This window comes from Paenibacillus sp. CF095 (genome assembly GCF_900101225.1).
Classification (GTDB): domain Bacteria; phylum Bacillota; class Bacilli; order Paenibacillales; family Paenibacillaceae; genus Paenibacillus.
Genome location: NZ_FMZN01000001.1, coordinates 103973 through 126766 on the forward strand (window position 1 = coordinate 103973; position 22794 = coordinate 126766).

The 22794-nt window shown below is 46.3% G+C and carries 13 protein-coding genes; all 13 read left to right on the forward strand.

All coding sequences use genetic code 11. The annotated features are described in order from the left end of the window. Window positions 1-116: 116 nt before the first annotated feature. Window positions 117-2453, forward strand: a complete 2337-nt coding sequence (locus BLS69_RS00495; protein WP_176872517.1) for an AraC family transcriptional regulator — start codon at window positions 117-119, stop codon at window positions 2451-2453. Between the two features lie 281 nt (window positions 2454-2734). After that, the gene (locus BLS69_RS00500) at window positions 2735-3688 is read left to right on the forward strand and encodes an ABC transporter permease (protein ID WP_091027730.1); all 954 of its coding nucleotides are present in this window, start codon (window positions 2735-2737) and stop codon (window positions 3686-3688) included. A 45-nt stretch (window positions 3689-3733) separates the two neighbouring features. After that, window positions 3734-4606, forward strand: coding sequence for a carbohydrate ABC transporter permease (locus BLS69_RS00505; protein WP_062835838.1), 873 nt, complete (start codon window positions 3734-3736; stop codon window positions 4604-4606). Between the two features lie 61 nt (window positions 4607-4667). Continuing rightward, window positions 4668-6167 carry an extracellular solute-binding protein gene (locus tag BLS69_RS00510; protein ID WP_062835837.1) on the forward strand — a complete coding sequence of 500 codons (1500 nt, stop codon included), beginning with the start codon at window positions 4668-4670 and terminating at the stop codon, window positions 6165-6167. A gap of 23 nt (window positions 6168-6190) precedes the next feature. Beyond that, window positions 6191-7303 carry a glycoside hydrolase family 88/105 protein gene (locus tag BLS69_RS00515; RefSeq protein ID WP_091027732.1) on the forward strand — a complete coding sequence of 371 codons (1113 nt, stop codon included), beginning with the start codon at window positions 6191-6193 and terminating at the stop codon, window positions 7301-7303. Between the two features lie 219 nt (window positions 7304-7522). Further along, a complete protein-coding gene (locus BLS69_RS00520) occupies window positions 7523-9034 on the forward strand; it encodes an extracellular solute-binding protein (RefSeq protein WP_091027735.1) in 1512 nt (503 codons plus the stop codon). A 347-nt stretch (window positions 9035-9381) separates the two neighbouring features. Then, entirely contained in the window at window positions 9382-10650 is a 1269-nt protein-coding gene (locus BLS69_RS00525) for an S-layer homology domain-containing protein (protein WP_091027737.1), read from the forward strand. Between the two features lie 396 nt (window positions 10651-11046). Beyond that, window positions 11047-14340, forward strand: a complete 3294-nt coding sequence (locus tag BLS69_RS00530; RefSeq protein WP_256332190.1) for a DUF5704 domain-containing protein — start codon at window positions 11047-11049, stop codon at window positions 14338-14340. Window positions 14341-14511: 171 nt separating this feature from the next. Further along, window positions 14512-16560, forward strand: a complete 2049-nt coding sequence (gene pulA, locus BLS69_RS00535; protein WP_091027742.1) for a type I pullulanase — start codon at window positions 14512-14514, stop codon at window positions 16558-16560. A 499-nt stretch (window positions 16561-17059) separates the two neighbouring features. After that, complete coding sequence (pulA, locus tag BLS69_RS00540; RefSeq protein WP_091027744.1) at window positions 17060-19936, forward strand: type I pullulanase; 2877 nt, start codon at window positions 17060-17062, stop codon at window positions 19934-19936. Window positions 19937-20216: 280 nt separating this feature from the next. Next, the gene (locus BLS69_RS00545) at window positions 20217-20846 is read left to right on the forward strand and encodes a 50S ribosomal protein L25 (protein WP_076212356.1); all 630 of its coding nucleotides are present in this window, start codon (window positions 20217-20219) and stop codon (window positions 20844-20846) included. A 158-nt stretch (window positions 20847-21004) separates the two neighbouring features. Further along, on the forward strand, window positions 21005-21526 hold the full coding sequence (locus BLS69_RS00550; protein ID WP_091027747.1) for a hypothetical protein: 522 nt from the start codon (window positions 21005-21007) through the stop codon (window positions 21524-21526). 272 nt (window positions 21527-21798) lie between these two features. Next, window positions 21799-22776: a helix-turn-helix transcriptional regulator gene (locus BLS69_RS00555; RefSeq protein WP_091027748.1), complete on the forward strand. Its 978-nt coding sequence runs from the start codon at window positions 21799-21801 to the stop codon at window positions 22774-22776. Window positions 22777-22794: the final 18 nt, after the last annotated feature.

The following is a 22794-nucleotide window of genomic DNA, read 5'->3' on the forward strand; positions in this document are numbered from 1 at the left end:
CCTTTAGAATAAATGAGTGGACTTGAATAAGAATGGGTTTTAAAATAACAATAGTAAAATAATCCAATGAAAGCGATTTAATTTAATGAACATATGTATAAAGGAGGATGCTCTTCTTGCCTAAGTATTTACTGCGTTTGCTCTGCTTTACCCTGATCCTCGGAGCCCTTCCGGTCATTGTTATTGGTTCGGTCTCGTATACGATTGCATCACGTGACATTGAACAGAAAGTGCGTGAGAGCAATCTTCAGATATTACATCAGACCCAAATGAGGGTAGAACAAGTTCTGCGCAGCCTGCAATTATCATCCATCCAGTATGTTAATTCGCCCCTGGTACTACAAGCGATGAAGAAACCACTAGACAGCAGCGAGTTTCAGGAGATTCGTGATCTGACATCCGGTTTTAACAACTTGCAAGCGGTTACGAACATTGACCAAGCCTATCTGGTTAATCTGGATGAAGATTGGGTCGTGTCCATGCGTTCTTTTGGCAAATTGGATGATTTCAGCATTCGAGACCGAATTGGCTCCTACCTAAGTTATACCAACAGCCTGTTCTGGGTCACTCAGAATGCCAGTTCAGCCAAAGAAAGTGTACCTGTGTCAGCAGGTATGGGTGAACTAACACCCGAACAGGCACCTACCCTTATATCATCGGATAATGTGGTCAGTATGGTATTCAAAATCCCGATGATACCAACCAATGTGAAACCGAAGGGATTTCTTGTAATTGATATCGCCGATACGGAACTGAGTACCTACTTGAGCCGAAATACGAATTCTGGAGATATGTACGTTCTGGATCGGGAGCAGAAGTATTTTCTGAACGATATGCAGCAAGGCGGGAAATATGACGCGCTGAATAAGGAAATTCAGGAAATGGTACAAACGACGGCCCAGTCAGAGGGTTTCTTCAGTGCGGAGGTGGAAGGTAATCAAGTGGCGGTTAGTTATAGGCAATCTCCGCTCAATGGCTGGTTATACGTGTCCGTTGTATCTCTTGGACAGATTACGGCCCAGTCACAGAAAATTGCATTGGTTACCGGTATCGCTACACTGGTCATGTTATGTGTAACGGGATTGTTCGCCATATACGGCAGTCGGCGGATGTACTCACCGATCTCCAGACTGCTGCAATTTACGAAGGGGTTGGATTCCCCAGTTGCTCCGTCAGGACGCCGACAGGATGAATTTATCTATATTGAGGAGCAATTGTCAACCTTGTTCAGCTCGGAGAAAACGATGCGTGAGCAGATGAAGGGGCAGCATGTGCACCTCCAGGAGTTTTTTATGACCAAACTGCTCACAGGCAAAATCTCGGAAGAGGATTTCAGATATCAGGGAGAATTGTACGATTTCCCGACAGGGTGGGCAAATCTTGGCGTACTCATGCTCCAGATCGATACCTTGGAAGGGACACGATATGAGGAACAGGATCGCGATCTGTTGCTGTTTGCTGTCAACAATATGGTAGGTGAGCTACTCCCTTCGGCAGTTCGGTTCACCCCGGTCATGCTGGATGATGCTCAGGTCACCGTACTTGCCTCCGAACTCACGGATGAGGTGAAGCTGAAGGAATGGATGCATACCCAGGCAGACTGGATTCGCGAACGTGTCGTGACTTATCTGAATCTGCCCGTAAGTATCGGTATCAGTCGTTCCTACGCTTGTATCGGCGATACGCCAAGAGCTGTTCAAGAGAGCCGAGAGGCTCTGCAGGGCCGGGTAAGTCTGGGCAGCCGTATTATTTTGCATTACGAGGATATTCAGCCACGTGGTCAGATGGAGGCCGCGTTGTATACCCAGTTACGTATGATTGAGGATCAGCTTGCGTCTGCGCTCAAGCAAGGAGATGAGGAGAAGACGGACGCCTACTTTAAGCAATATTTGGGGCTGCTTGCAGACAAAAAGCTCCATTTCAGTGAATACCCCGTCATTATGGTTCAGTTATTGTCTCGTGTATATCAGCTTGTGCAGGAGCAAGGTGGAGATGTGGCTGAAGTACTGGGTGAAAAAGCATCCATGTCACATTTGCTGAAGTTGTCCACATTGGACGAAATGACCAATTGGTTCCGCAAGCGGCTGTTCCTGCCCGTCATCCGTTTCTGGCGAGAACAGGAAGAATCCCAATACATGAATATTGCGAGACGCATGATTCGCTTGATCGAGGAACGTTATGACCGTGAATTATCGCTGGAAGCCTGTGCCGCTGAGCTTAATTTTCACCCTGTCTACCTCAGTCGGGTATTCAAGAAGGAAGCTGGAGTCAATTTTACGGAATATCTTGCAGAGTATCGTATGGAAAAAGCGAAGACCTGGCTGCAAACAACAAATCTTAAAATATCAGAGATTGCCGAGAAATTAAACTATACCAATCCAACCGCATTTATCCGTACGTTTCGCAAAATCACAGGAACAACCCCCGGCAAGTACCGGGAGCAGCAGCGATAAAACAACCTGCTCTGCCCGCCATGGCAGGCAGGCTTTTTTATGTTCGGATGAAGGAAGAAGACCACTTTCCTCCATAAAGTTAAGACAGGAATATGGAGGTTGAAAGCAGTTCATTGCGCCTTTAGATTCTGTGAGGGAAATGAGCTAAACCCTTGCTACATAAGGAAAAACAAAAGGCTAAAACGAGACGATAGCCAGTCATTCGTTTATCCTCCACAATGAAGACATGAATTCAGGAAGTGATATTTTGTAATCGTTTCCAATGTGGGGAGGAAGACAATATGAAAGCCGAAACGGCGGCTCGAACACGGCCCACTACCCGCAGTGACAAAAACCTGCTGTGGAGGGACATTATCAAAAACCGGTGGCTGTATATCATGTTAATACCGGGTGTGCTTTACTTTGTTATTTTCAAATACATACCCATGTATGGCATCACGATGGCTTTTCAGGATTACACGCCTTACAAGGGCATCTTGGGAAGTGACTGGGTAGGCTTCAAACATTTCCAGCGTTTCTTCGGAGAACCGCAGTTCTGGACATTATTTCGGAATACGTTTTTGCTAGCCATTTATAACATTGTGTTCTTTTTCCCACTGCCGATTGTACTGGCACTCATGATGAATGAAGTTCGTCGTGAACGCTTCAAACGATTTGTGCAAACTCTCGTCTATGTTCCACACTTTGTTTCCTGGGTTGTTGTTGTCGGTGTGTTCTACATGCTGTTCACAACCGAGGGTGGTGCAATTAATGAATTGCTCTATAACCTGACTGGACAAAAGGTGGCGTTCCTGCTTGAACCCGGATGGTTCCGAACGATGATTGTTGGACAATCCATCTGGAAAGAAGTTGGTTGGGGCACAATTATCTTCCTGGCTGCGCTTTCCGGTGTTGATACACAGCTCTATGAAGCTGCACGGATTGATGGTGCCAATCGCTGGCGCCAAACCTGGCACATTACGTTGCCAGCCATTCGCAGTACAATCGTCATTTTGCTCATTCTGCGTCTGGGCAATTTCCTGGATACAGGATTTGAACAGATCTTCCTGATGCTAACTCCGACAAACCGGGATGTGGGCGAGGTATTTGATACCTACGTGTACACGAAGGGGCTTACCCAGGCACAGTACAGTTATAGTGCTGCTGTCGGGTTGTTCAAATCGGTTGTCGGGCTGGCGCTTGTCCTTGGTGCCAATACGCTGGCCAAAAAATTCGGGGAGGAAGGCGTCTACTAACCTTTGGGGGCAGACGTTCTTCACCAGACAGGAGTGAACATTAAGATGCAACAGGATAAAACGTGGGGCAACCGGATCTTTGATTTTGTGAATCACGGCTTGCTGCTGTTGATTGGTATCGTGACGGTCATCCCGTTCATTTATATTTTGGCTGTCTCATTTACCAGTCCACATGAAGTGGCTAAGGGAGGATTCATTCTTTTTCCAAAAGAGTTCTCTCTGGCTGCGTACCGTTACATTTTCTCTACAGATACCTTGATTCGCAGTCTGGGTGTATCGGTCTATATTACGGTGATCGGTACCTTCATTAACCTGCTGTTTACATCACTTATGGCGTATCCGCTCTCCAGAAGATATTTGCGTGGACGCCAGCCCATTTTGCTCGGTGTGTTGTTCACGATGCTCTTCAGTGGGGGGATGATTCCAACATACTTTGTCGTGAAATCCTTGCACCTGACGGATACGTTATGGTCGCTGATGTTGCCTACTGCTATTAGTGCTTTTAACTTGATCGTACTCAAAAACTTCTTCCAGGCCATTCCCGACGAACTGGAGGATGCAGCCAAAATTGATGGATGTAACGATGTCAGCGTATTGTTCCGGATTGTTCTGCCTTTGTCCATGCCAGCGATGGCGACATTTTCACTCTTTTACGCGGTGGCCCACTGGAACAGTTTCTTCAGCGCTGTTATCTATATCAACGATAGTGAGAAGTGGCCTGTCCAAGTCTGGCTGCGTGAGATTGTCATTCTGGCACAGAGCCGAATCGGAGACACAAGTATCGAAGAGACCGAGATCCAGCCGCTTACCATTCGCATGGCTGTTATCGTATTCTCCACGATCCCGATTATGCTGGTATATCCATTCCTGCAAAAGCACTTTGCAAAAGGAGTGATGCTGGGTTCGGTGAAAGGTTGAGTCGTCACATGGTTCAAAGTCAGTTCAGTATGACTGTATAAAAAAGGGAGGTTTTCATGTTATGAAAGCAACAAAAAAGAAAGCCGTAGCTGTCTTGAGCACACTGGCACTGGTGACAGGTTTGCTGGCAGGATGCGGATCAGACGAGGGTCAGGCTGCCGAGGGTGGCGTACAAAATGTGTCCATAGCCATTGCACAGGTGGGTGATGTACCAAGCAAAGGCAATGAAGTTCAGCAAAAGATTGAAGCGTATACCAATACCAAACTGGATATCCAGTGGATTCCGGCTTCGGCCTATAATGACAAAATTAACGTGATGATCGCTTCAAGCGATATGCCGAAAATTGTGAAGGTGCAATATAACCCAACGGTGACCAGCGCGATGCGCAATGACGTGTTCTGGGAAGTTGGCCCATTGCTGAAAGACTACAAAAATCTGTCGGCACAGAACGAGCGTTTTTTTGACAACATCAAGGTAGAAGGCAAAATCTACGGGGTTCCTGTATTCTCGGATATTGCGCGGGCTACAGTGATCTATCGCAAGGACTGGTTCGAGAAGCTGAATCTCAAGGTGCCAACCACACCGGATGAATGGTATGAAACGATCAAAACACTGGCAACCTCCGATCCGGATGGAGACGGTCAGGATAATACGTTTGGACTGATGCTTTTCAAAAAATATAATGAGGACCAATATTCCTTCACGACGCGCTTGGGCGTAAGTTTCGGTGCACCTAACAAGTGGAAAGTCGAGGATGATGGCAGCTTCACGCCGGAATTCATGACACCGGAATATATGCAGGTGCTGGATCTGCTGAAACGTTTGTACGATGAGAAACTGCTTAACCAAGACTTTGCCGTATTCGACTCTACGGAAGCGGAGAAAAAGTATGATTCCGGTGTTGTCGGTATCCGTGTTGGTGTTGCTCAAAACGGAAAAAGTCAGCAAGAGCGTTTGTCCAAAAACAATCCGGATGGTGTGGTAGACATCGCTGGTTTGCTTGGAGCCAACGGAGATCGTGTTGCAGGACAGACGGGTAACTCCGGAATCCTGGCATTCCCTAAATCGACGGTGAAATCGGAAGAAGAACTCAAAAACCTGCTCTCCTTCCTGGATAAACTGATGGACCCTGAGATGGCGACCTTGTTGATGCGTGGTATGGAAGACAAACATTACACCAAAGTGGGCGAAGATCAGGTGGAGATGAGTGACTTCGATGCATTCCAGCGTGAAGTGAAGCCTTACCGTGACAACCTGCCTTATGTCGAAGGATATAACGTACCGAAGTTGAAGGATACCGAACTGGGTGAAAAAGGTACGGCACTTGCCAAGGAACTGGCGGAGCACGCTGTGCCAAACCCTGCGCTGACGTTATACTCTCCGACCTATGGCGACCGTGGGGCGGATCTGGATCAGGTAATTGCAGATGCGCAAACCAAATACATTATGGGCAAGATCGATCAAAGTGGCTGGGAAAAGGAAATCGAGAATTGGGGCAATGCTGGTGGAAACAAGATTCGTGAGGAATATGCCGAAGACTATAAAAAACAGGCTCAATAAGAGCCAGAAGCGGAGGCTTGATCATGAAAGAAACACTGCAATTCACATCGGTGCGCATGGCACAGCAGTTCATGGAAAGTTATCGCAACCATGAGCTGTACTCCACTTGGCATTATGAGAATGGCTGCCTGCTGAAAGCACTGGAGGAGCTGTATACGCACACGGGGGAGCAAAAGTATTTTGACTACATCCGTGAGTTGATGGATCATTTTGTTCAGGAAGATGGCTCCATTCAATCCTATACGGTTGAGGAATATAATCTGGATCAGATCAATCAGGGGAAATCGTTGTTCCTGCTGCTTGAGAAAACGGGTGAAGAGAAGTATCGCAAAGCTGCTGATTTGCTTATGACTCAGCTTAAGGGACAGCCACATACGAGTGAAGGCGGATTCTGGCACAAAAAGATTTACCCTTTCCAGATGTGGCTGGATGGATTGTACATGGCGACTCCGTATCTGACCCAGTATGGCGCAGTGACGGGTGAAGAGAAGTGGTTTGACAAGGCGGCTCTGCAGCTTTTGCTGGTGGAGCAACGTACACGTGATCCACGTAGCGGTCTCTTGTACCATGCCTGGGATGAGAGCAAAGAGCAGCGCTGGAGTTCGGGAGAAACCGGATGTTCTCCACATGTCTGGAGCCGGGCGATGGGCTGGTATGTGATGGCGGTTGTGGATACATTGGATCACCTGCCAGTAGATCATCCGCAGCGAGGGCAGATTGTGGGTATCTTCGAACGGGTAGCAAACGCACTAGTGCATGTGCAGGATCAGCAGACCGGACTATGGCCACATTTGTTGGATCAACCGGGACGTGAGCGGAACTATCTGGAGGCTTCCGGGACCTCGATGTTTGTCTATGCATTGGCCAAAGGTGTGCGTAGAGGGTATCTGAGTGGCAAGTTCAAAGCGATTGCTGAAAAAGGATATCAGGGTCTGGTGCAGCATCTGCTGCAAACGGACCGTGAAGGCGTACTTTCCTTGACGCAGTGTAATGGCGGAGCAGGTCTCGGAGGAAGCCCGTATCGTGACGGGTCCTATGAGTATTATGTGACCGAGTCCATTCGGATCAATGATCCGAAGTCGGTCGCTCCGTTCATTTTGGCAGGAGTGGAGATTGAACTTTACAAGTCCAACTAACATGTACATGAGAACGTAGAGGACAGAAATAACTTGAGGAAGCGAAGCGTTCGCCTAAAAGCTTTCTGAAAGAAAGCTGCATCGGAAGCATAGGCTTATCCCCGGATTTTCCCCTTTATAAAAGGGAATCAAAAAATCTGGGGATAACAGCGACCTGAAGGTTGTTCTGTCATCGGAGTGGTCTGTGTACATAACCTTATCCAAAAGGAGAGATGGTTCATGAGTCCAAAAGGTCCAATGTCCCGTTTAGGCGGAATCGTTGTAATTGGTGCAATGTCCGCTGGATTGCTTGCAGGTTGCGGGGGAGAAAAAGCACCTGCTGCAGGGGAAGGTAAACTTCCCATTTCCATCTCTTTAATGCAGGTAGGTGATATACCGGCCAAGGAGAACGGGATTGAAAAGAAGATTGAGGAATATACCAATACGGATGTTAATGTACAGTGGATTCCGCAGTCTGCTTTTGATGATAAGGTGAATGTTATGGTTGCTTCAGGCGAGATGCCAACCATTATGCGTGTGAATTATGTGCCGACAACATTTAATGCCGCCAAAACGGGACTGTTCTGGGAACTGGGGCCGTACCTGAAGGATTATAAAAACCTGTCTGCCCAATCCGAAGCTTATTTTAACAATATCAAAATTGAAGGCAAGGTCTACGGTATTCCGAACTTCCGGGATATTGGACGGACTGCGATCGTATATCGCAAGGACTGGTTTGATACCTTGAAGCTGGATATACCAAAAACGCTGGATGACTGGTATGAAGTGATGCGCTCCATTCGCAAGGATGACCCTGACGGGAATGGTAAAGAAGATACGTACGGTGCACTGCTCTTCAAAAAGTATAATGAGGGTGTCTCTTCCCCACTGACGCGGATTGCTGTGAGTATTGGCGGTGTCAACAAATGGGGTGTGGATGATGCGGGGAAACTGACCCCGGAGTTTTTGACCACCGAATATGTGGACACAATGAAACTCTTCAAGCGACTGTTCAGCGAAGGACTGATTAATAGTGATTTCCCTGCCCTGGACCCTTCTGATGCGGACAAAAAAATGGATTCGGGTCTAGTTGGCATGAAGCTTAACGGTGTGGCCCAGAACGGAAAGTCCTCTCAGCAGCGGCTTACGCCTAATGCTCCGGATGGAGAGATTGATGTGGCTCCGTTTCAGGGAACCGATGGTATTCGAATCGCCGGGGAGCCAGGAAACTACGGAATGCTGGTCATCCCGAAAGCATCCGTTACGGATGAGGAGCAATTGAAACAAGTTCTCACGTTCCTGGACCAGTTAATGGACGAGGAATTGAGCACGTTGCAGCTCCGTGGATTACTTGATGTGCACTACACCAAGACTGCTGATGGGAAAACCGAACTCAAAGATTTTGACGCTTATCAGCGTGAAGTAAAGCCATATCGGGATAATTTGTTAAGCATTGAAGGTTATAACGTGCCTGAACTGGTTGATGTTCCCATTGGTATGAAAGGTACAAAGATGGCGCGTGAGAATGAGCAATATGCCATTGCAAATCCGGCACTCACATTGTCTTCTGCGATCTATACCGAGCGTGGTCAGGAGCTGGATCAGATGATCTGGGATGCGCAGACCAAGTACATTATGGGTAAAATCGATGATGCAGGTTGGGAGCAGGAAATCGCAAGCTGGAGAAAAGCCGGTGGTGATCAATTGATCACGGAACTCGAAGCGTCCTATAAGGAATTGAACGGAAAATAAAGCTGGCTGAAATAAAAAAAGGTTGATCAAATGGAATGATATGGTTTATTCTATGAGTGAGTTCATTTTTCCAATATCATAAGAAAGACCACACCCTTAAAGCATAAGGCTATGAATCTGCGGATTCATGGCCTTTTTTTGTGTTTTAAGCGAATGAAGTGGGTCTATGGAAGGAGGGACGCACGCCTTGACGTGATGGGGATGGACGAAAAATAATACCAATAGCCTAGTACAACATGGTAGAATATTGATTATTATGGCAAATTTAGGTTTTGGTTATGAAGAGAAATGACTAGGTTGACCAAGTAAAGCATCCCCATACTAAGGTACATAGGAGCGTGAGTAGATTGAAGAAGCAGATTGAAGGACACGAGAAGAAGAAAAAACGGAACGGTTGGATCGTCGGGTTGTTAACGACAGCTGTATTGGCAGCAACACTATTACCGATTGGCCCCGTACATTTGACGTCAACAGCGAATGCTGCATCGGGAACAGGTGATACTGCTCTTAGCAAGTTCAAAGATATCAAGGGTCACTGGGCTCAAGCGACAATTGCCAAAGCTTATGAAAAAAATCTGATCTCTGGTTACCAGGACGGAACGTTTCGTCCCAATGGCAAAATCACGCGTGGGGAATATGCGACAATACTCGCCCGCGCGACTGGACTAGAGAAGGTAGAGGGGCAGAATCCCTTTGCTGATCTCAAGGGACATTGGTCTGAAGCGGCGGTTAACCAGCTTGTAGGACAAGGGTTCATTAACGCTGGCGATTACGCCAAAGGATTCAATCCAAATGCGGAGCTAACGCGTTACGAGATGATGAAATGGATTGCCAATGGACTGATTAAGTCCGGAACCAGCTTTCAGGATGCTTTTAACGATACAAAAAATACGCTGCTCCCCACACCGGAAGTGAACCGCGGTACCATTCGTGCCGAGCAGATTCCGTATCTTGCCCTTGTTCGTGGGACAGGCATTGTCGGTGGATTCCAGGATGGCACATTAAAACCTGCGGATTCCACCACTCGTGCAGAAGTATCGGCCATTTTACTGCGTTACATGGATGTGGAGGGCACGGACGCCGGGAAGTACAGTGACCTGAATGAGATGAGAGAGGTCGGTACGACGGGTACGAATTTAACGACGATTAGTAATTATTTTTATACTAAGAACTCTGTCAAAGTAAGTGATATATCAAAAGAAGAAATTAATTTATCCAATAAATCTGGTGTAGTTACACTCCATAGATATATCGTCATAGATGTTACCCAAGGTAAAGCAAAAGGTATCTATGCACCATTATTTATTGGTTCAGAGACACATCTTTTCAAAGGTAATTATATGGCTTTTGCAGATATATCTTTTACATCAAAAATTGAGAAATCCAATTTAATCACCTTCAATGGCGGCCTATATAGTGGTTTTTTACAATTTAATCGATTGGATCTTAAACAAACCTCTAAAAATGGCTTGGTTACTATCCCTGAGAGTTCGAGTGAATTGATTAAGAAAGATATAAAGAAGAGATTTTGGATCACATCCGTTTTGGATGGAAAAAGGGGGGCATATATCTTTAACGAAAAAAGTAAAAATGTTCTACAAATTCAAAATATGTAAGTAGTATTAAATGGTGGTGAAGTATTATTGTGGGTCCATGGTGAGAAGGAATCTTTAATTGTTATCTTAATTTTTCTTTTTAATATACTGTGTTTGAATTTTTCATCGCCTATAGAAGCTGCAGGCTCGGATCCGTATGGGCCCAAGAAACAAGAAATATCTAATACAATACAGTCGTTAGAAAGGGTAGCAAATCCAGGTGTTTATTGGTATCAGCTTGATAATGGTAGCTTCAGGGCAGACCATACTAATGGACCAACTTACTCGGATAACCTTAATAGTAATTCATGCTCTAGACCATTCCCGGCTGAGAAAGAAATACCTAACGAAGTTGATTTTTCCAGGTGGCCTGCTGAACATTGGCCAGAGTTCCAATCCCAAAGAATTACACAGCGAATGGTAGAAAACATTCGGATTAAGAGTGTAGATTATCAAACAAGCAATAAGCAGTTATTCTATACTGGGGTTGGTACTACGGTTATAAGAGAAGGTAGTACCATAGTAAAAATCATTACCAAAACAGGAGGTTCACACCAAGTAACGGAGTGGAATGATTATGAGAACGGTGGTAGAACAAATCAAGGTTGTCTCAAGCAAGTGGTAGCCTACCATACACCAATGGATATCATCTGGGAAGGTGATTTGGTTGAAGAAAAAGAAATCGATGTAACACCGGATTCGGTTATGACTATTGGACAAACAAAGCAGATGAAAGCCGAAGTTAGCACAAGACATTATGGCGAAACAGATTTTAATGGGGGCATCGACGTATCGCGAAGAGAGGCAGAGATCAAATGGTTTTCTTCTGACGAGACGATTGCAAGTATAGAGCTCAAAACAGGGATGTTAACGGCCGAAAGTCCGGGCACGGTCACTGTGCGTGCGATCTGGAACAATGGTACATATCTGATCTCGGATACTGCCACCATAACAGTCACGTCTGAGCCAGGACTTGTTGTGAATCTGCCGAATGCTTGTAAAGCCAATACGACACCTCTACAGGCAGAAGCCGTTCTAACCAAACCGGATCGCTCTGTTCATAAACTGACGGCTCATCCCAAATTGACGTGGCAGAGCTCGAATCCGACTATAGCCACGATTGGTGCTGATGGCAAAATCACGACAAAAGGGATCGTGGGTAGCACCACCATAAAAGCTCATTTTCTTGATTCTGCTCAGCAACTGAATGAACAAGGGACTCAGGTGCTTGAGGTGAAGGACTGCACGGATAATGGAGAAGGTGGTAATGATGGCGATCCGGGGGGCGACCCTGCGAACGCTTGCCCTGTGACCATCAGCCCACCGAGTAGAGGCACGGTTATTGAAGCATCGGTTATGGACCCGTCTGTCCGAGGTGTGTTGAAGGCAGACGATCGTGGATCTGAGAAGTTCGATGTTACTCGTGGTATTCCAACTTCGGAAGATCTCTATGCCAATGTCTTTGCCAAGGAATATCTGTTTGAGCACCGCTGGGTTAACATGACAGGAACGGTGACTTACACCGTTAAAGTGAAAAGGGTTTATCATAAAACCTGGACGATCCCGGGAAGAGCGTCTAGTGGTGAAGGTGATCCAGGAACACCTCCTGAGCCCAAAGAACTTGATGTGCCCGGGGATAAAACTATGCAAGTAACACGGACATATAGCTATTGGCAGATCGACAACCTGGAGGTATACAAGCTAAATGAGGCAAAGGTATCTAACTATGCGCTAGGCGGTTATGGTGATACCGTGACCCTTATGCCCAATGCATATACACCACCGATTTTGCAATCGGCTATGGATACTGCGGTTACCAGTCATGTGAAACCTGCACCATGTCGAGAAATTGATCTTGGCATCAAAGGGGTCCCAGGTGGTTCTACTGAACCCTCTACGCCAGATGAAACGTCATTGTTTCAATCTGAAGCTGAAGCGGAGGTTAGAGAGAACACCGTTAATAACGACAAGGTAACCTTTAATGGAGCAACGATTGTTGATCCTGCTCCTGTGGAGAAAACAGCTTCAAGACCTGGGACGATCCCGCAGCCTGGCATGATCGGAGACGATGTTCTGTACCAGAACCGGCTGACAATCAAAAACACATTGTTGAACAAAGCTAACCAGCCGACCACGGGTGAGATTACGTATGGACTTCTCCCTGGCAATGTTAACGGAGGGCAGGATCAGAAATTCCCTATTCTGGGCATCAACTCGGTGACAGTACATACTCCAGTTGTGAACTACGCCTGGGTGTCAGATGATCAGCCGCATAATCAGAAGACTACGCCTGATCCGACCAGAGCTGCACTTATTTTAGAGCGTCCGTTTATTGTACGGATCCCAACTTCAGGGCAGCATCTGGATGTAGCGAGTTACCCAGGTTATGGAAACCATGATTATGCGAAATATTTCCGGATCAAACAGGTTCGTTTCCCATTCGATGTTTATAACGGTGCCAGAAGTCAGTTTATTACGGCCATGACATGGGTGGATATTCCGGTAAATCAGTTGGACACCCCTTTTTATCTTCCTGTATGGGTAGATGAAGGAAATTACCAGATCGAGTTTCGTAATATCGCCGAAAATGCACCGGCAAACTTCACAGAACAACAGGATGCCAATACGAATCTGAACCATCATGTCGCAGCAGATACCGTTGCTGTAGAGGTTATCGGAAGGTTGTATGATTTTCACATTACCGATATTTCAGACTACAACTGGGAGAATGTGTTCCGCAAGCGGATGGGCAGCCCGGAACCAACGGGTGTGAGCTATTGGACCGGAGGAAACGGTATTGACGGAGATCCCCGAGGTAACTTGGCTCCCTATGTACTGCCTATTCGTCCCGGCAGTCATCCGGTACAGGGTTTCCGAAATGCTGCAGTGAAGACAGGTTACCATTTCAAGTTTGATCTGAAGACCAAGGGCAATATGTTTGGGAAACAGGATGGTATCCGAATCACGCCGACGTTCTCTTTTGTGAGTAAAGATGGCACCACCCGGCAAGAAGTGGATTTATACTACCATCGAGGACAGGATCGACTCATTCGTATCGGATCGGCACAAGATTTAGAAAAACGTTTTGTTGTCCTGAACTCACGGTTGCGGAATGTACCCGGTATGGAGTTAGGTGATACTGCGCGCTACCAGTATACTTATGAACTGTCGGAGGAGGAACGCAATCAGGGTACAATGGCGGAACATATGGTTCGTTATGTGGATCAGACCTCTCATCATAAAACGTGGGTAGGTCATTATGACTGGATGATTCTTCCTTCACAGATCCGCACACTCATTGGCCCAAAAACAGATATTCCCTCCAGTGTTAATGTAGATCGGGCGAATGCAGCGATTCAGCGCTGGTATGGGGAATATAGCTTGCCAGCAGATGTATATGCAGTGCCCAAAGGAACCGATCTCGAGTCACTTGCCAGACAAAATCAATTGGATGAGAAGGCAACGGTATTTCTGAGGGACGGTTACATTGTGGTTAACTTCAATATCGAAACTTTGCGCAGCGGTAATACGAATGCACCACATCTGCAATATATTCATGCACCGTTGATGAATCAATGGCAAATGGAAGGTTTTGATAACAGCCCGGTAGATGGTCAGGGGAGAAGCTGGTCGATGCAAGATGGGGACGTGGTTTTGTACCATGCCGATCAATCCAGCCGTAATGATTTCCAATCCCAGGTACCACATTAGAGAGATATCGTTTTACTTATAAAGAAGGCAGGCGTAATGTGAATCTACATGACGTTTGTCTTCTTTTGTGTAATTTGGATTATGGCTGGGCAGCAGAACGGGTATAAAGGGTAAGGAGCATTCGTTCCATCCATATTCATTAATTTTCTCAACGAGAGGGGAACCACACATATGATTGAAGAGAATAAGCAGGATATGTTGATTTCAGAAGATACATACGAAGGAAGAGATCTGGGTGTCACATTAGAAGCACAAGCCTGTCGCTTCAAAGTCTGGTCACCGTTAGCAGTTCAGATGGAACTACTTCTGTATCCACCTTTGACAGGGGGGACCCCGGAGGAAGAGCCGAATCAACGGAAACAGCAGGCGTTACCTATGCAAAAGAAAGAACAAGGCGTCTGGGTTCTGGAACTGGAGGGCGATTTAAGTAGCTACCGTTACATGTACAAGCCTACTTTCGAAGATGGACATTCAACTACTGCTGTAGATCCATACGCCCGAGCAGTGACCATGAATGGAGAAATGGGTGTAATTGTCAGACTGGAGCAGACACATCCGAAGGGATGGAGTGAGGATATTCGCCCGAAATTGACCAGTCCTGTAGACGCAGTCCTGTACGAACTGCATGTACGTGATTTTTCCATTCATCCATCATCTGGTATAACGAATAAAGGCAAATACATGGCTTTTACCGAGACGGGTCTGCGTGATTCGGAGGGCAACACACTGGGGATCGATCATTTGGTTGAACTCGGGATTACCCATGTGCATCTGCTGCCTGTATTTGATTTTGCGACGGTGGATGAATCCAGGGTGGATGGTGATACGTCTGATGCGTCCAACTATAACTGGGGATATGATCCACTTCATTACAATGTCCCGGAAGGTTCCTATGCATCACGTGCAAATGATCCGGAGACACGAATTCGTGAGTTTAAATCAATGGTGCTTGCCCTTCATAATAAGGGAATAGGTGTCATTATGGATGTGGTATATAATCATACGTTTGATACGGCAGGCAGCTCTTTTGAAAAATTGGTACCCGGGTACTACTATCGACAAAACGCCGATGGGACCTATAGCAATGGTTCAGGTACGGGTAATGAAGTGGCTACTGAACGCACCATGGTTCGTAAGTTTATCATCGACTCTGTCCGTTACTGGGCAGAGGAGTACCATGTGGACGGTTTTCGATTTGATCTGATGGGCCTGATCGACACAACTACGATGAAACAGCTTGCAGCGGAATTGCACACCGAAGTGTCACCTTCCATATTGTTATATGGTGAACCATGGGGCGCACTGGATTCGCCGCTTGGTGATGATATGACTCTAAAAGGAGCGCAGCGCGGAGCGGGGTTTGCTGTGTTTAACGATAATTTCCGCGGAGTGATCAAGGGAGACAGCGATGGCATGGGTAGGGGATTTGCGACAGGTGCGGACGGGAAAGAAGACGAATTGTGGACTGGGGTCCGGGGAGCCATCCAGGATTTTACGGATGGTCCATCCGAGACGATTAACTATGTAACAGTGCATGATAATCTCAACCTGTGGGACAAAGTCGCTCGTACACAAGGACTCCATGATACCTTGAATTTCCTCACCTATGACGAGGATGGAAGTATTCGTGGATGCCAAAGTGTCGAAGAGGCAGTAGAGAAGGCTAAGCCTTACCTGCAAATCGATTCGGAACACATTCTGGAGAATGAGACCGTTAGGCGTTGTCTGCTTGCCAATGGTATCGTTCTAACCTCCCAGGGTGTTCCCCTGATCGCGGCTGGAGATGAGCTGCTTCGCAGCAAATATGGGGACGCCAATAGCCACCAGAGTGGAGACGTAGTCAATGCCATACATTGGGAGCAAAAGCAGCTGTTCAAGCCGGTATTTGATTATTATCGTGGGCTGATCCGTCTTCGGCGAGAGCATCCAATATTTCGACTTCGTACACGGGAAGAGATCGAGAAGCATGTTTGTCTAATAGAAAAGGGCAATGGGCTGCTAGCCTATGAACTGAACGGTACAGCAGCCAGCGATTCATGGGAACGCATTGTTGTCATCTATAACGCGGCAAAAGAAAACCGTGACATCGCTATTCCCATAGGGACATGGAATGTGATTGTAGAGAAAGGGCAAGCAGGCGTTGATACGATACGTAGCGTACAGGACGGAGAGGTAAATGTGAATGCAATATCTATAACAGTGATGTATTCCAATGCCTGATGAAAACCATGCTTGCCAAGAATTGAATTGAAGGCTGCCAACAAACAATTAGTAAACATTAGTAAAATCGCTAACAAGGCCACGTTCTAGATATCCAATCAAATCTAATCAAATAAATTGAGATAAAACAAATCCCCCTTTCCCGTATGAAAGGGGGATTTGTTGATGCTTCAGAAACCATTGCCTGGGTCGCAGGGCTGTACATTGTGATGTCTCTACCTTCTTTATGCTGTGCTCCGGTTAGTACATTTTTAATCTCAACCAAATGACATCCTGCATTATATTCTTATATATTCCAAATTTTTTTTGTCGGGACAGGTACAAATGCTGTCAATCTATGGCGCTTGTTTTCATATCCTATATTTTGAAAGCGATTGCTAATTGAATACGCAAATTGGACCGATATGATGAGTACAGACAACCCCGGGTTGACAAATCACGTCCCGCTCCGTAACATCGGGACAACACGAAAACAATGGATATAAAGGCGGTGGGAACGATGCCGGAATGGACTTCTTTTCGTTACGAAGGCAACGATCTTGGCTTAACATATACTCGTGCTGCAAGTACTTTTAAATTGTGGGCACCTACGGCACAACGGGTTTATATATTGGTTTTTGACGATGAAGGGCATTACAACGAGGATGGTAAGGTGCAAGAGCATACAGGTGGACGGGAACATCCCTTGACACGTGATGCGGATGGAATATGGACTTTGGAGCTTACAGACGATTGGGCAGGACATTATTATATGTACCGAATTATTCATGATGATCAGCGGATTGAAGTGGTTGTTGATCCTTACGCCAGAGCGGTAACGGCTAATGGGCAACGAACGGCTATTATCGATCCGGAGACCACCAATCCAGTCGATTGGGACCTGGATGTCAAACCTGCTTTTCTGCGTCCTGTCGATGCCGTGTTATATGAGTTACATGTCCGTGATTTCTCCTCAGACCCACATGCAGATATTCCGTATAAGGGGAAATATCTGGCATTCACGGCATCCGGTCTGACGGATAGAGCAGGCAATAGTATTGGCGTAGACCATCTTGCAGAACTGGGAGTCACTCATGTACATCTTCTGCCTGTGGCGGATTATCAGACGGTGAATGAACTCGCTACAGCAGATGTGGGTTCAAATGTCAGAGCACCATACAACTGGGGGTATGATCCCCAGCATTATAACGTTCCCGAAGGTTCCTATGCGACAGATCCTCGTGATCCTGCAGTTCGAATTCGGGAGCTCAAATCACTCGTCCAATCGCTGCACAGACAAGGCATTCGCGTTGTACTTGATGTTGTCTATAATCACACGTATAGCGTGGAAGAGGGGCCTTTTGAACGAGTTGTACCAGGCTATTATTACCGTTATCGGGAGGATGGCACCCTCAGTAATGGTTCGGGTGTAGGCAATGAATTGGCGACAGAACGTCCAATGGTGCGAAAATATATTCTGGATTCTCTCCGATATTGGGCAGAAGAATATCATGTGGACGGATTTCGATTTGACCTTATGGCCCTGATTGATACGGAAACGATGAATGAATTGACACGCGAATTGAGGGAGCAGATCGATCCGGCGTTTCTGATCTATGGGGAACCCTGGATGGGTGGAGACTCACCTTTGGACCGCAAAACATTAAAAGGAACCCAGCGAGGTCAGGGATTTGCTGTATTTAATGATCATTTTCGCAGTGCAATCAAGGGCGATAGTGATGGCAGTGGCAGAGGGTTTGTCACGGGTGCCGGAGGGCAGGAATATGAGCTTATTAGGGGATTAGCGGGAGGACTGGATGATTTCACATCTTCACCTGTGGAAGTTGTCAATTATGTGACTGCCCATGACAATCTCAATCTGTGGGATAAAATTGCAACAACGATGAACCTTAGGCATGAATTAGGATTTCCCGTATGGAAGGACGGACAGCCCGTAGGTGGTGGGAGTGCTGAGTCCGCTGTAAAAGCAGTAGATCCTTATCGGTATGTGGATGCAGATGATGTTTTGAATCATGAGATGGTTCGTCGCTCTTTACTGTCTTCCGGCATTCTGCTTACTTCTCAGGGAATTCCGTTTCTGCATTCAGGGGATGAGATGCTCAGATCCAAAGCCGGTGATCATAACAGTTATCGGAGCGGGGATGCGGTGAACGCCATCACATGGGCCAACAAATCACGGTTCAGACCGGTGTTCGACTACTATCGTGGTCTTATTCATTTGCGGCGTACACATCCCGCTTTTCGTATGATTGATGCTGAACAGGTACGAAATCACCTTCGTGTTATTCGTGCGGATGGCAATGTAGTTGCCTTTATACTTCAGGATGGTGCGAATCAGGACACCTGGAATCAGATTATGGTCATCTATAACGGAACGGAACATGAGCAGCATGTCGACCTGGGGGAAGGGGACTGGCATGTTGTAGTCAATGATCATCAGGCAGGCACAGACTTGATCGAGACTGTTCGTGGTACTGTTCAGGTAGAACGATGGTCTTTAATGGTACTGTATGACACAGAGCATGCTGGAGGCGCTGAACCATCAACAGTGGAGATTAGTTTTCCTCGCCAGGTATATAGTCCGAAGGAGACCACTCAACTGCGAGCGATTGTAAGGGACAGCATTGGCAATGTGGTGGAAAAAGCTCCAGTTACCTGGACTTCTTCTGATCCGGATGTTATTCAGATCCAGCCTGATGGAACAATCCATGCACTGGAACGGGGGGAAGCTTCGATTACAGTCCACTGTGGGGACATAACGGCAAGCTGTATGTTACAAGTGGATTATCGTCATGCTGAACGAATCGAAATTGTGGGCGAACCTGTCATGTACATGACTCGAATCAGTCGCTTCCGTGCTTTGGTTCTGGATCAATTTGGTCAGCCGCTTCAGGATTCAAATATACGCTGGAGCTCTTCTCATCCAGAACTTGCAGCGGTGAGTGCAGCAGGGATCGTACGTGCGATGACACCTGGAGTAACCCATATTATTGCTGAAGCTGGAGGAATCCGGGCAACTCTTGCCGTGACGATTCATAAACAGATTTCGCGAACCGTCACGCTTCGATACGAACGGGAAGACCAGCATTATGAAGGTTGGGATGTCTGGGTATGGGGCACAGGTATGGAGGACGGAGCAGTACGGCTGGAACAAGTCGGAAATGCCGCCGAAGCCCGCTTCCGCGTTGCTCCGGGTCTGCATCACCTGGGACTGATCATTCGATTGAACGAATGGGAAGCTAAAGATACGTGCGGAGACCGTTACGTGGACATTGTACCTGAAGACGGGGATGTGCACATTATTGTCCGTAGCGGATCAGACGAGATGCAGATCATTCGTGAAAGCGAAAAAACGGAGGATCGTAATAGCGCATAGTTTCTTTATTTATAACGTCGAATGTAGTTCGGAAAAACCTTGTTAAACCAGCAGTTGGAAGAGATTCCGACTGCTTTTTTGGTCTGATTATAAGCCGCATAACTTGCCAAAAAATAATTAATTGTCCTGTTTCGTGTTTGAGATCCTCTATCATTGGGGTAAATATAGATATGGCCCACGATTCGGCCAAAGGAAAAAAGACCATTATGGTCTATAAGCGACGCTTTAGCGCTTTCCAACAAATATAATGTAGTGATCCCTTGAAGGAGGATGTTCAATCATGAAATCCAACGGAAAAATGGCTCAACTTACAGCAACGCCAAGAACGGAAAAGAAAGGTGCAGCACTGCGCCTGTTAAGACAAGGCGGACGAGTTCCCGCAGTCGTTTACGGCCCGGGACTTGAAGGTGCTTCAATACATGTAGATGAAAAAGAAATGCTGAAAGTGGCACGCACAGGCCGCTCCGAAATGTTCAACCTGAATGTGGAGGGCGGTAAAACGGTTCCGGTGCTGATCAAGGATCAGCAAGAGCGTAACGGACGTTTGCTGCATGTAGACTTCCTGCAAATTTCCAAGAACAAGCCGATCAGCGTAAGTGTATCGATCGACTTCCAGGGTACAGCAGCCGGTTCGAAAGCTGGCGGTGTATTCCAGACACAAGAAACACAATTGGAAGTAGAAGGATTGCCTGCGGATCTGCCAACGTCCATTGAGGTGGATGTGAGCGGATTGGATATTGGTGATCGCTTGACTGCTGCGGATATTAAACTGGATAAAGGTTTGACACTCATAACATCACCTGAGTCCATCATCGCGTCCGTCATGCCGCCACAAGCGGCTGAGGAAGAGCCAACAGCTTCTGCTGAGGAAGCTGAACCGGCAGCTGAAGAAAAAGCTACAGAAGAATAAGCGAAGCTCAGGGATCTCATCAGATCCCATGCTTAGCCTAAGCCCAGTCCTAGTGACTGGGCTTTTTAAATTTCCAGGACAAAAGATTGTGCTAGTCGCATGAAAAATGAGAATGTACTACAATACATGTTAAAGGGTTAGAAAGTAGGTTTAATTCAATGTTTGATCCAACGGTGTATGACAATCTGAAAGTCGGGTTTGAGAATTATCTCTATGATATGGATAACCTGGACGAACGTATTCAGATTACGGGGCGTAACGATCGCCTGGAGATGGCAGTGATGTCCAGAGAGTTCACATTACAATTCTGTCTCAGGGATCACCCGGAAGTAACAGGGGAAGTTGTATTAAGCAGTTCCCTTGAGGAGCTTGCAGCGGAGATCCTGGAGACGCCTGGTGCGAATCCGGGTTGCCGTTTGGAACTACGGTTTAGTATGGTTGTGAAGGAACCTGAGAAGCAGTGCCCGGTTATTCGTCCGATATTACAGAAGAGCTGGCCTGAGCAGAGGATGTGCCAGAACATCCGATATATATTTGATGAACAGCCAATCATGTATAACGTCACGGCTCACGTTTATTTTGACCGCAGTGTGAATGAAGACCAGATGGGGGACATTCCTGAACTCTGTGAGCATATGGCAAATGTGATGGATCAATTATTACAGTTGCATAACCAGTAATTCCGAGAAAAGCCTTGTCTCTTTGTAGAGATCAGGGCTTTTTTTGTATTATTTTTAGAAAATTGTATAGGCTTTCAGGCTTAGGTTTAAGGGCTTTTGGGTTAATGTTTTACGCAAGCAAGTAAGAGAATGTATATTAAAAGGGGGTAAGAGTGCAATTGGACTATACAAAAATGGTGAAATTGCGAAAATGATATTGGGACTAAAGATTTAGTTCTGTACTAAAGGAACTAGTTTTCCTTGCCGATAAAATATCGAAGGGGAGAAACTACATGACAGAGAAATTAATTCGTCTGCTGCGTATACTTCAGGCTATACAAGCAAATCCTGGAATTTCGGCCAAGGAGTTGGCGCTGAAATGCGGTACGACTGTACGCACGATTTATCGTGATCTCCGGATTTTGGATAGGGTCGCCCCGATTATGAATGAAGGATACGGCAAGGGTTACCGATTTATTGGTGAGTTTGCGATGTATCCATTAGATTTTACTGAACAGGAAGCGATGGTCTTCTCCATGCTTCCGTCCGTAGTTGATACCTCCAAGTTACCTGCTGAGTTTGATTCAGCGTTTGACAAGGTCATGTCGGCTCATACCAAATTAAAATCAAGAAACAGTGACATTGTAGAGAATATTGCGGGAATTATTCGGATGGGCACGCCAGCTTATCGCGAGGAAGGAAAAGACCCTAATTTGCTGATTCCCATTATTGAATCTATTCTAAGCCAGCAAACCATTCGTACTCAATATCATACGCTGACAAGAAATGAGATCACAGTCCGGGATATCGATCCCTATTATCTCATTCCACGTGATCAACGTTTTTATTTGATCGGATACTGCCATTTGCTGCAAAAAGTTCGATTGTTTCGAATTAGCCGTTTTTTGGATGTGACACGAACAAATGCCGGTTTCGACAAGGGTGATTTCAACATAACACAGTACATGAAGAACACATGGTCTATTGACCCTGGCGACGAAAATATCCATTTCAAGGTAAGATTCTCTGAGAAAGTGGCCCCCTACATAAAAGAAGAAGAAATGTTTGTTCGCCCGCGAATGACGAATATGTCGGATGGGGGATTGTTATTTGAAGTGACACTGAATAGCAGCAGAGAATTTTTGAAATGGTTGTATCAATTTGGGCCCGAGGCGGAGGTACTTGAACCTCGTGAGTTTCGTAGAGAGATACGCAGGCAACTTGTCGAGTGGTTGGAACGTTATGAAACCGATATATCTTTAAAATTTTAATCATGGAGAAATACAGGA

Excerpts from the sequence above, each read along its gene's own strand:
- BLS69_RS00500 (WP_091027730.1), top strand. The coding sequence starts at position 2,735 with ATGAAAGCCGAAACGGCGGCTCGAACACGGCCCACTACCCGCAGTGAC.
- BLS69_RS00505 (WP_062835838.1), top strand. The coding sequence starts at position 3,734 with ATGCAACAGGATAAAACGTGGGGCAACCGGATCTTTGATTTTGTGAAT.
- BLS69_RS00510 (WP_062835837.1), top strand. The coding sequence starts at position 4,668 with ATGAAAGCAACAAAAAAGAAAGCCGTAGCTGTCTTGAGCACACTGGCA.
- BLS69_RS00515 (WP_091027732.1), top strand. The coding sequence starts at position 6,191 with ATGAAAGAAACACTGCAATTCACATCGGTGCGCATGGCACAGCAGTTC.
- BLS69_RS00520 (WP_091027735.1), top strand. The coding sequence starts at position 7,523 with ATGAGTCCAAAAGGTCCAATGTCCCGTTTAGGCGGAATCGTTGTAATT.
- BLS69_RS00530 (WP_256332190.1), top strand. The coding sequence starts at position 11,047 with ATGGTAGAAAACATTCGGATTAAGAGTGTAGATTATCAAACAAGCAAT.
- pulA (WP_091027742.1), top strand. The coding sequence starts at position 14,512 with ATGATTGAAGAGAATAAGCAGGATATGTTGATTTCAGAAGATACATAC.
- pulA (WP_091027744.1), top strand. The coding sequence starts at position 17,060 with ATGCCGGAATGGACTTCTTTTCGTTACGAAGGCAACGATCTTGGCTTA.
- BLS69_RS00545 (WP_076212356.1), top strand. The coding sequence starts at position 20,217 with ATGAAATCCAACGGAAAAATGGCTCAACTTACAGCAACGCCAAGAACG.
- BLS69_RS00550 (WP_091027747.1), top strand. The coding sequence starts at position 21,005 with ATGTTTGATCCAACGGTGTATGACAATCTGAAAGTCGGGTTTGAGAAT.
- BLS69_RS00555 (WP_091027748.1), top strand. The coding sequence starts at position 21,799 with ATGACAGAGAAATTAATTCGTCTGCTGCGTATACTTCAGGCTATACAA.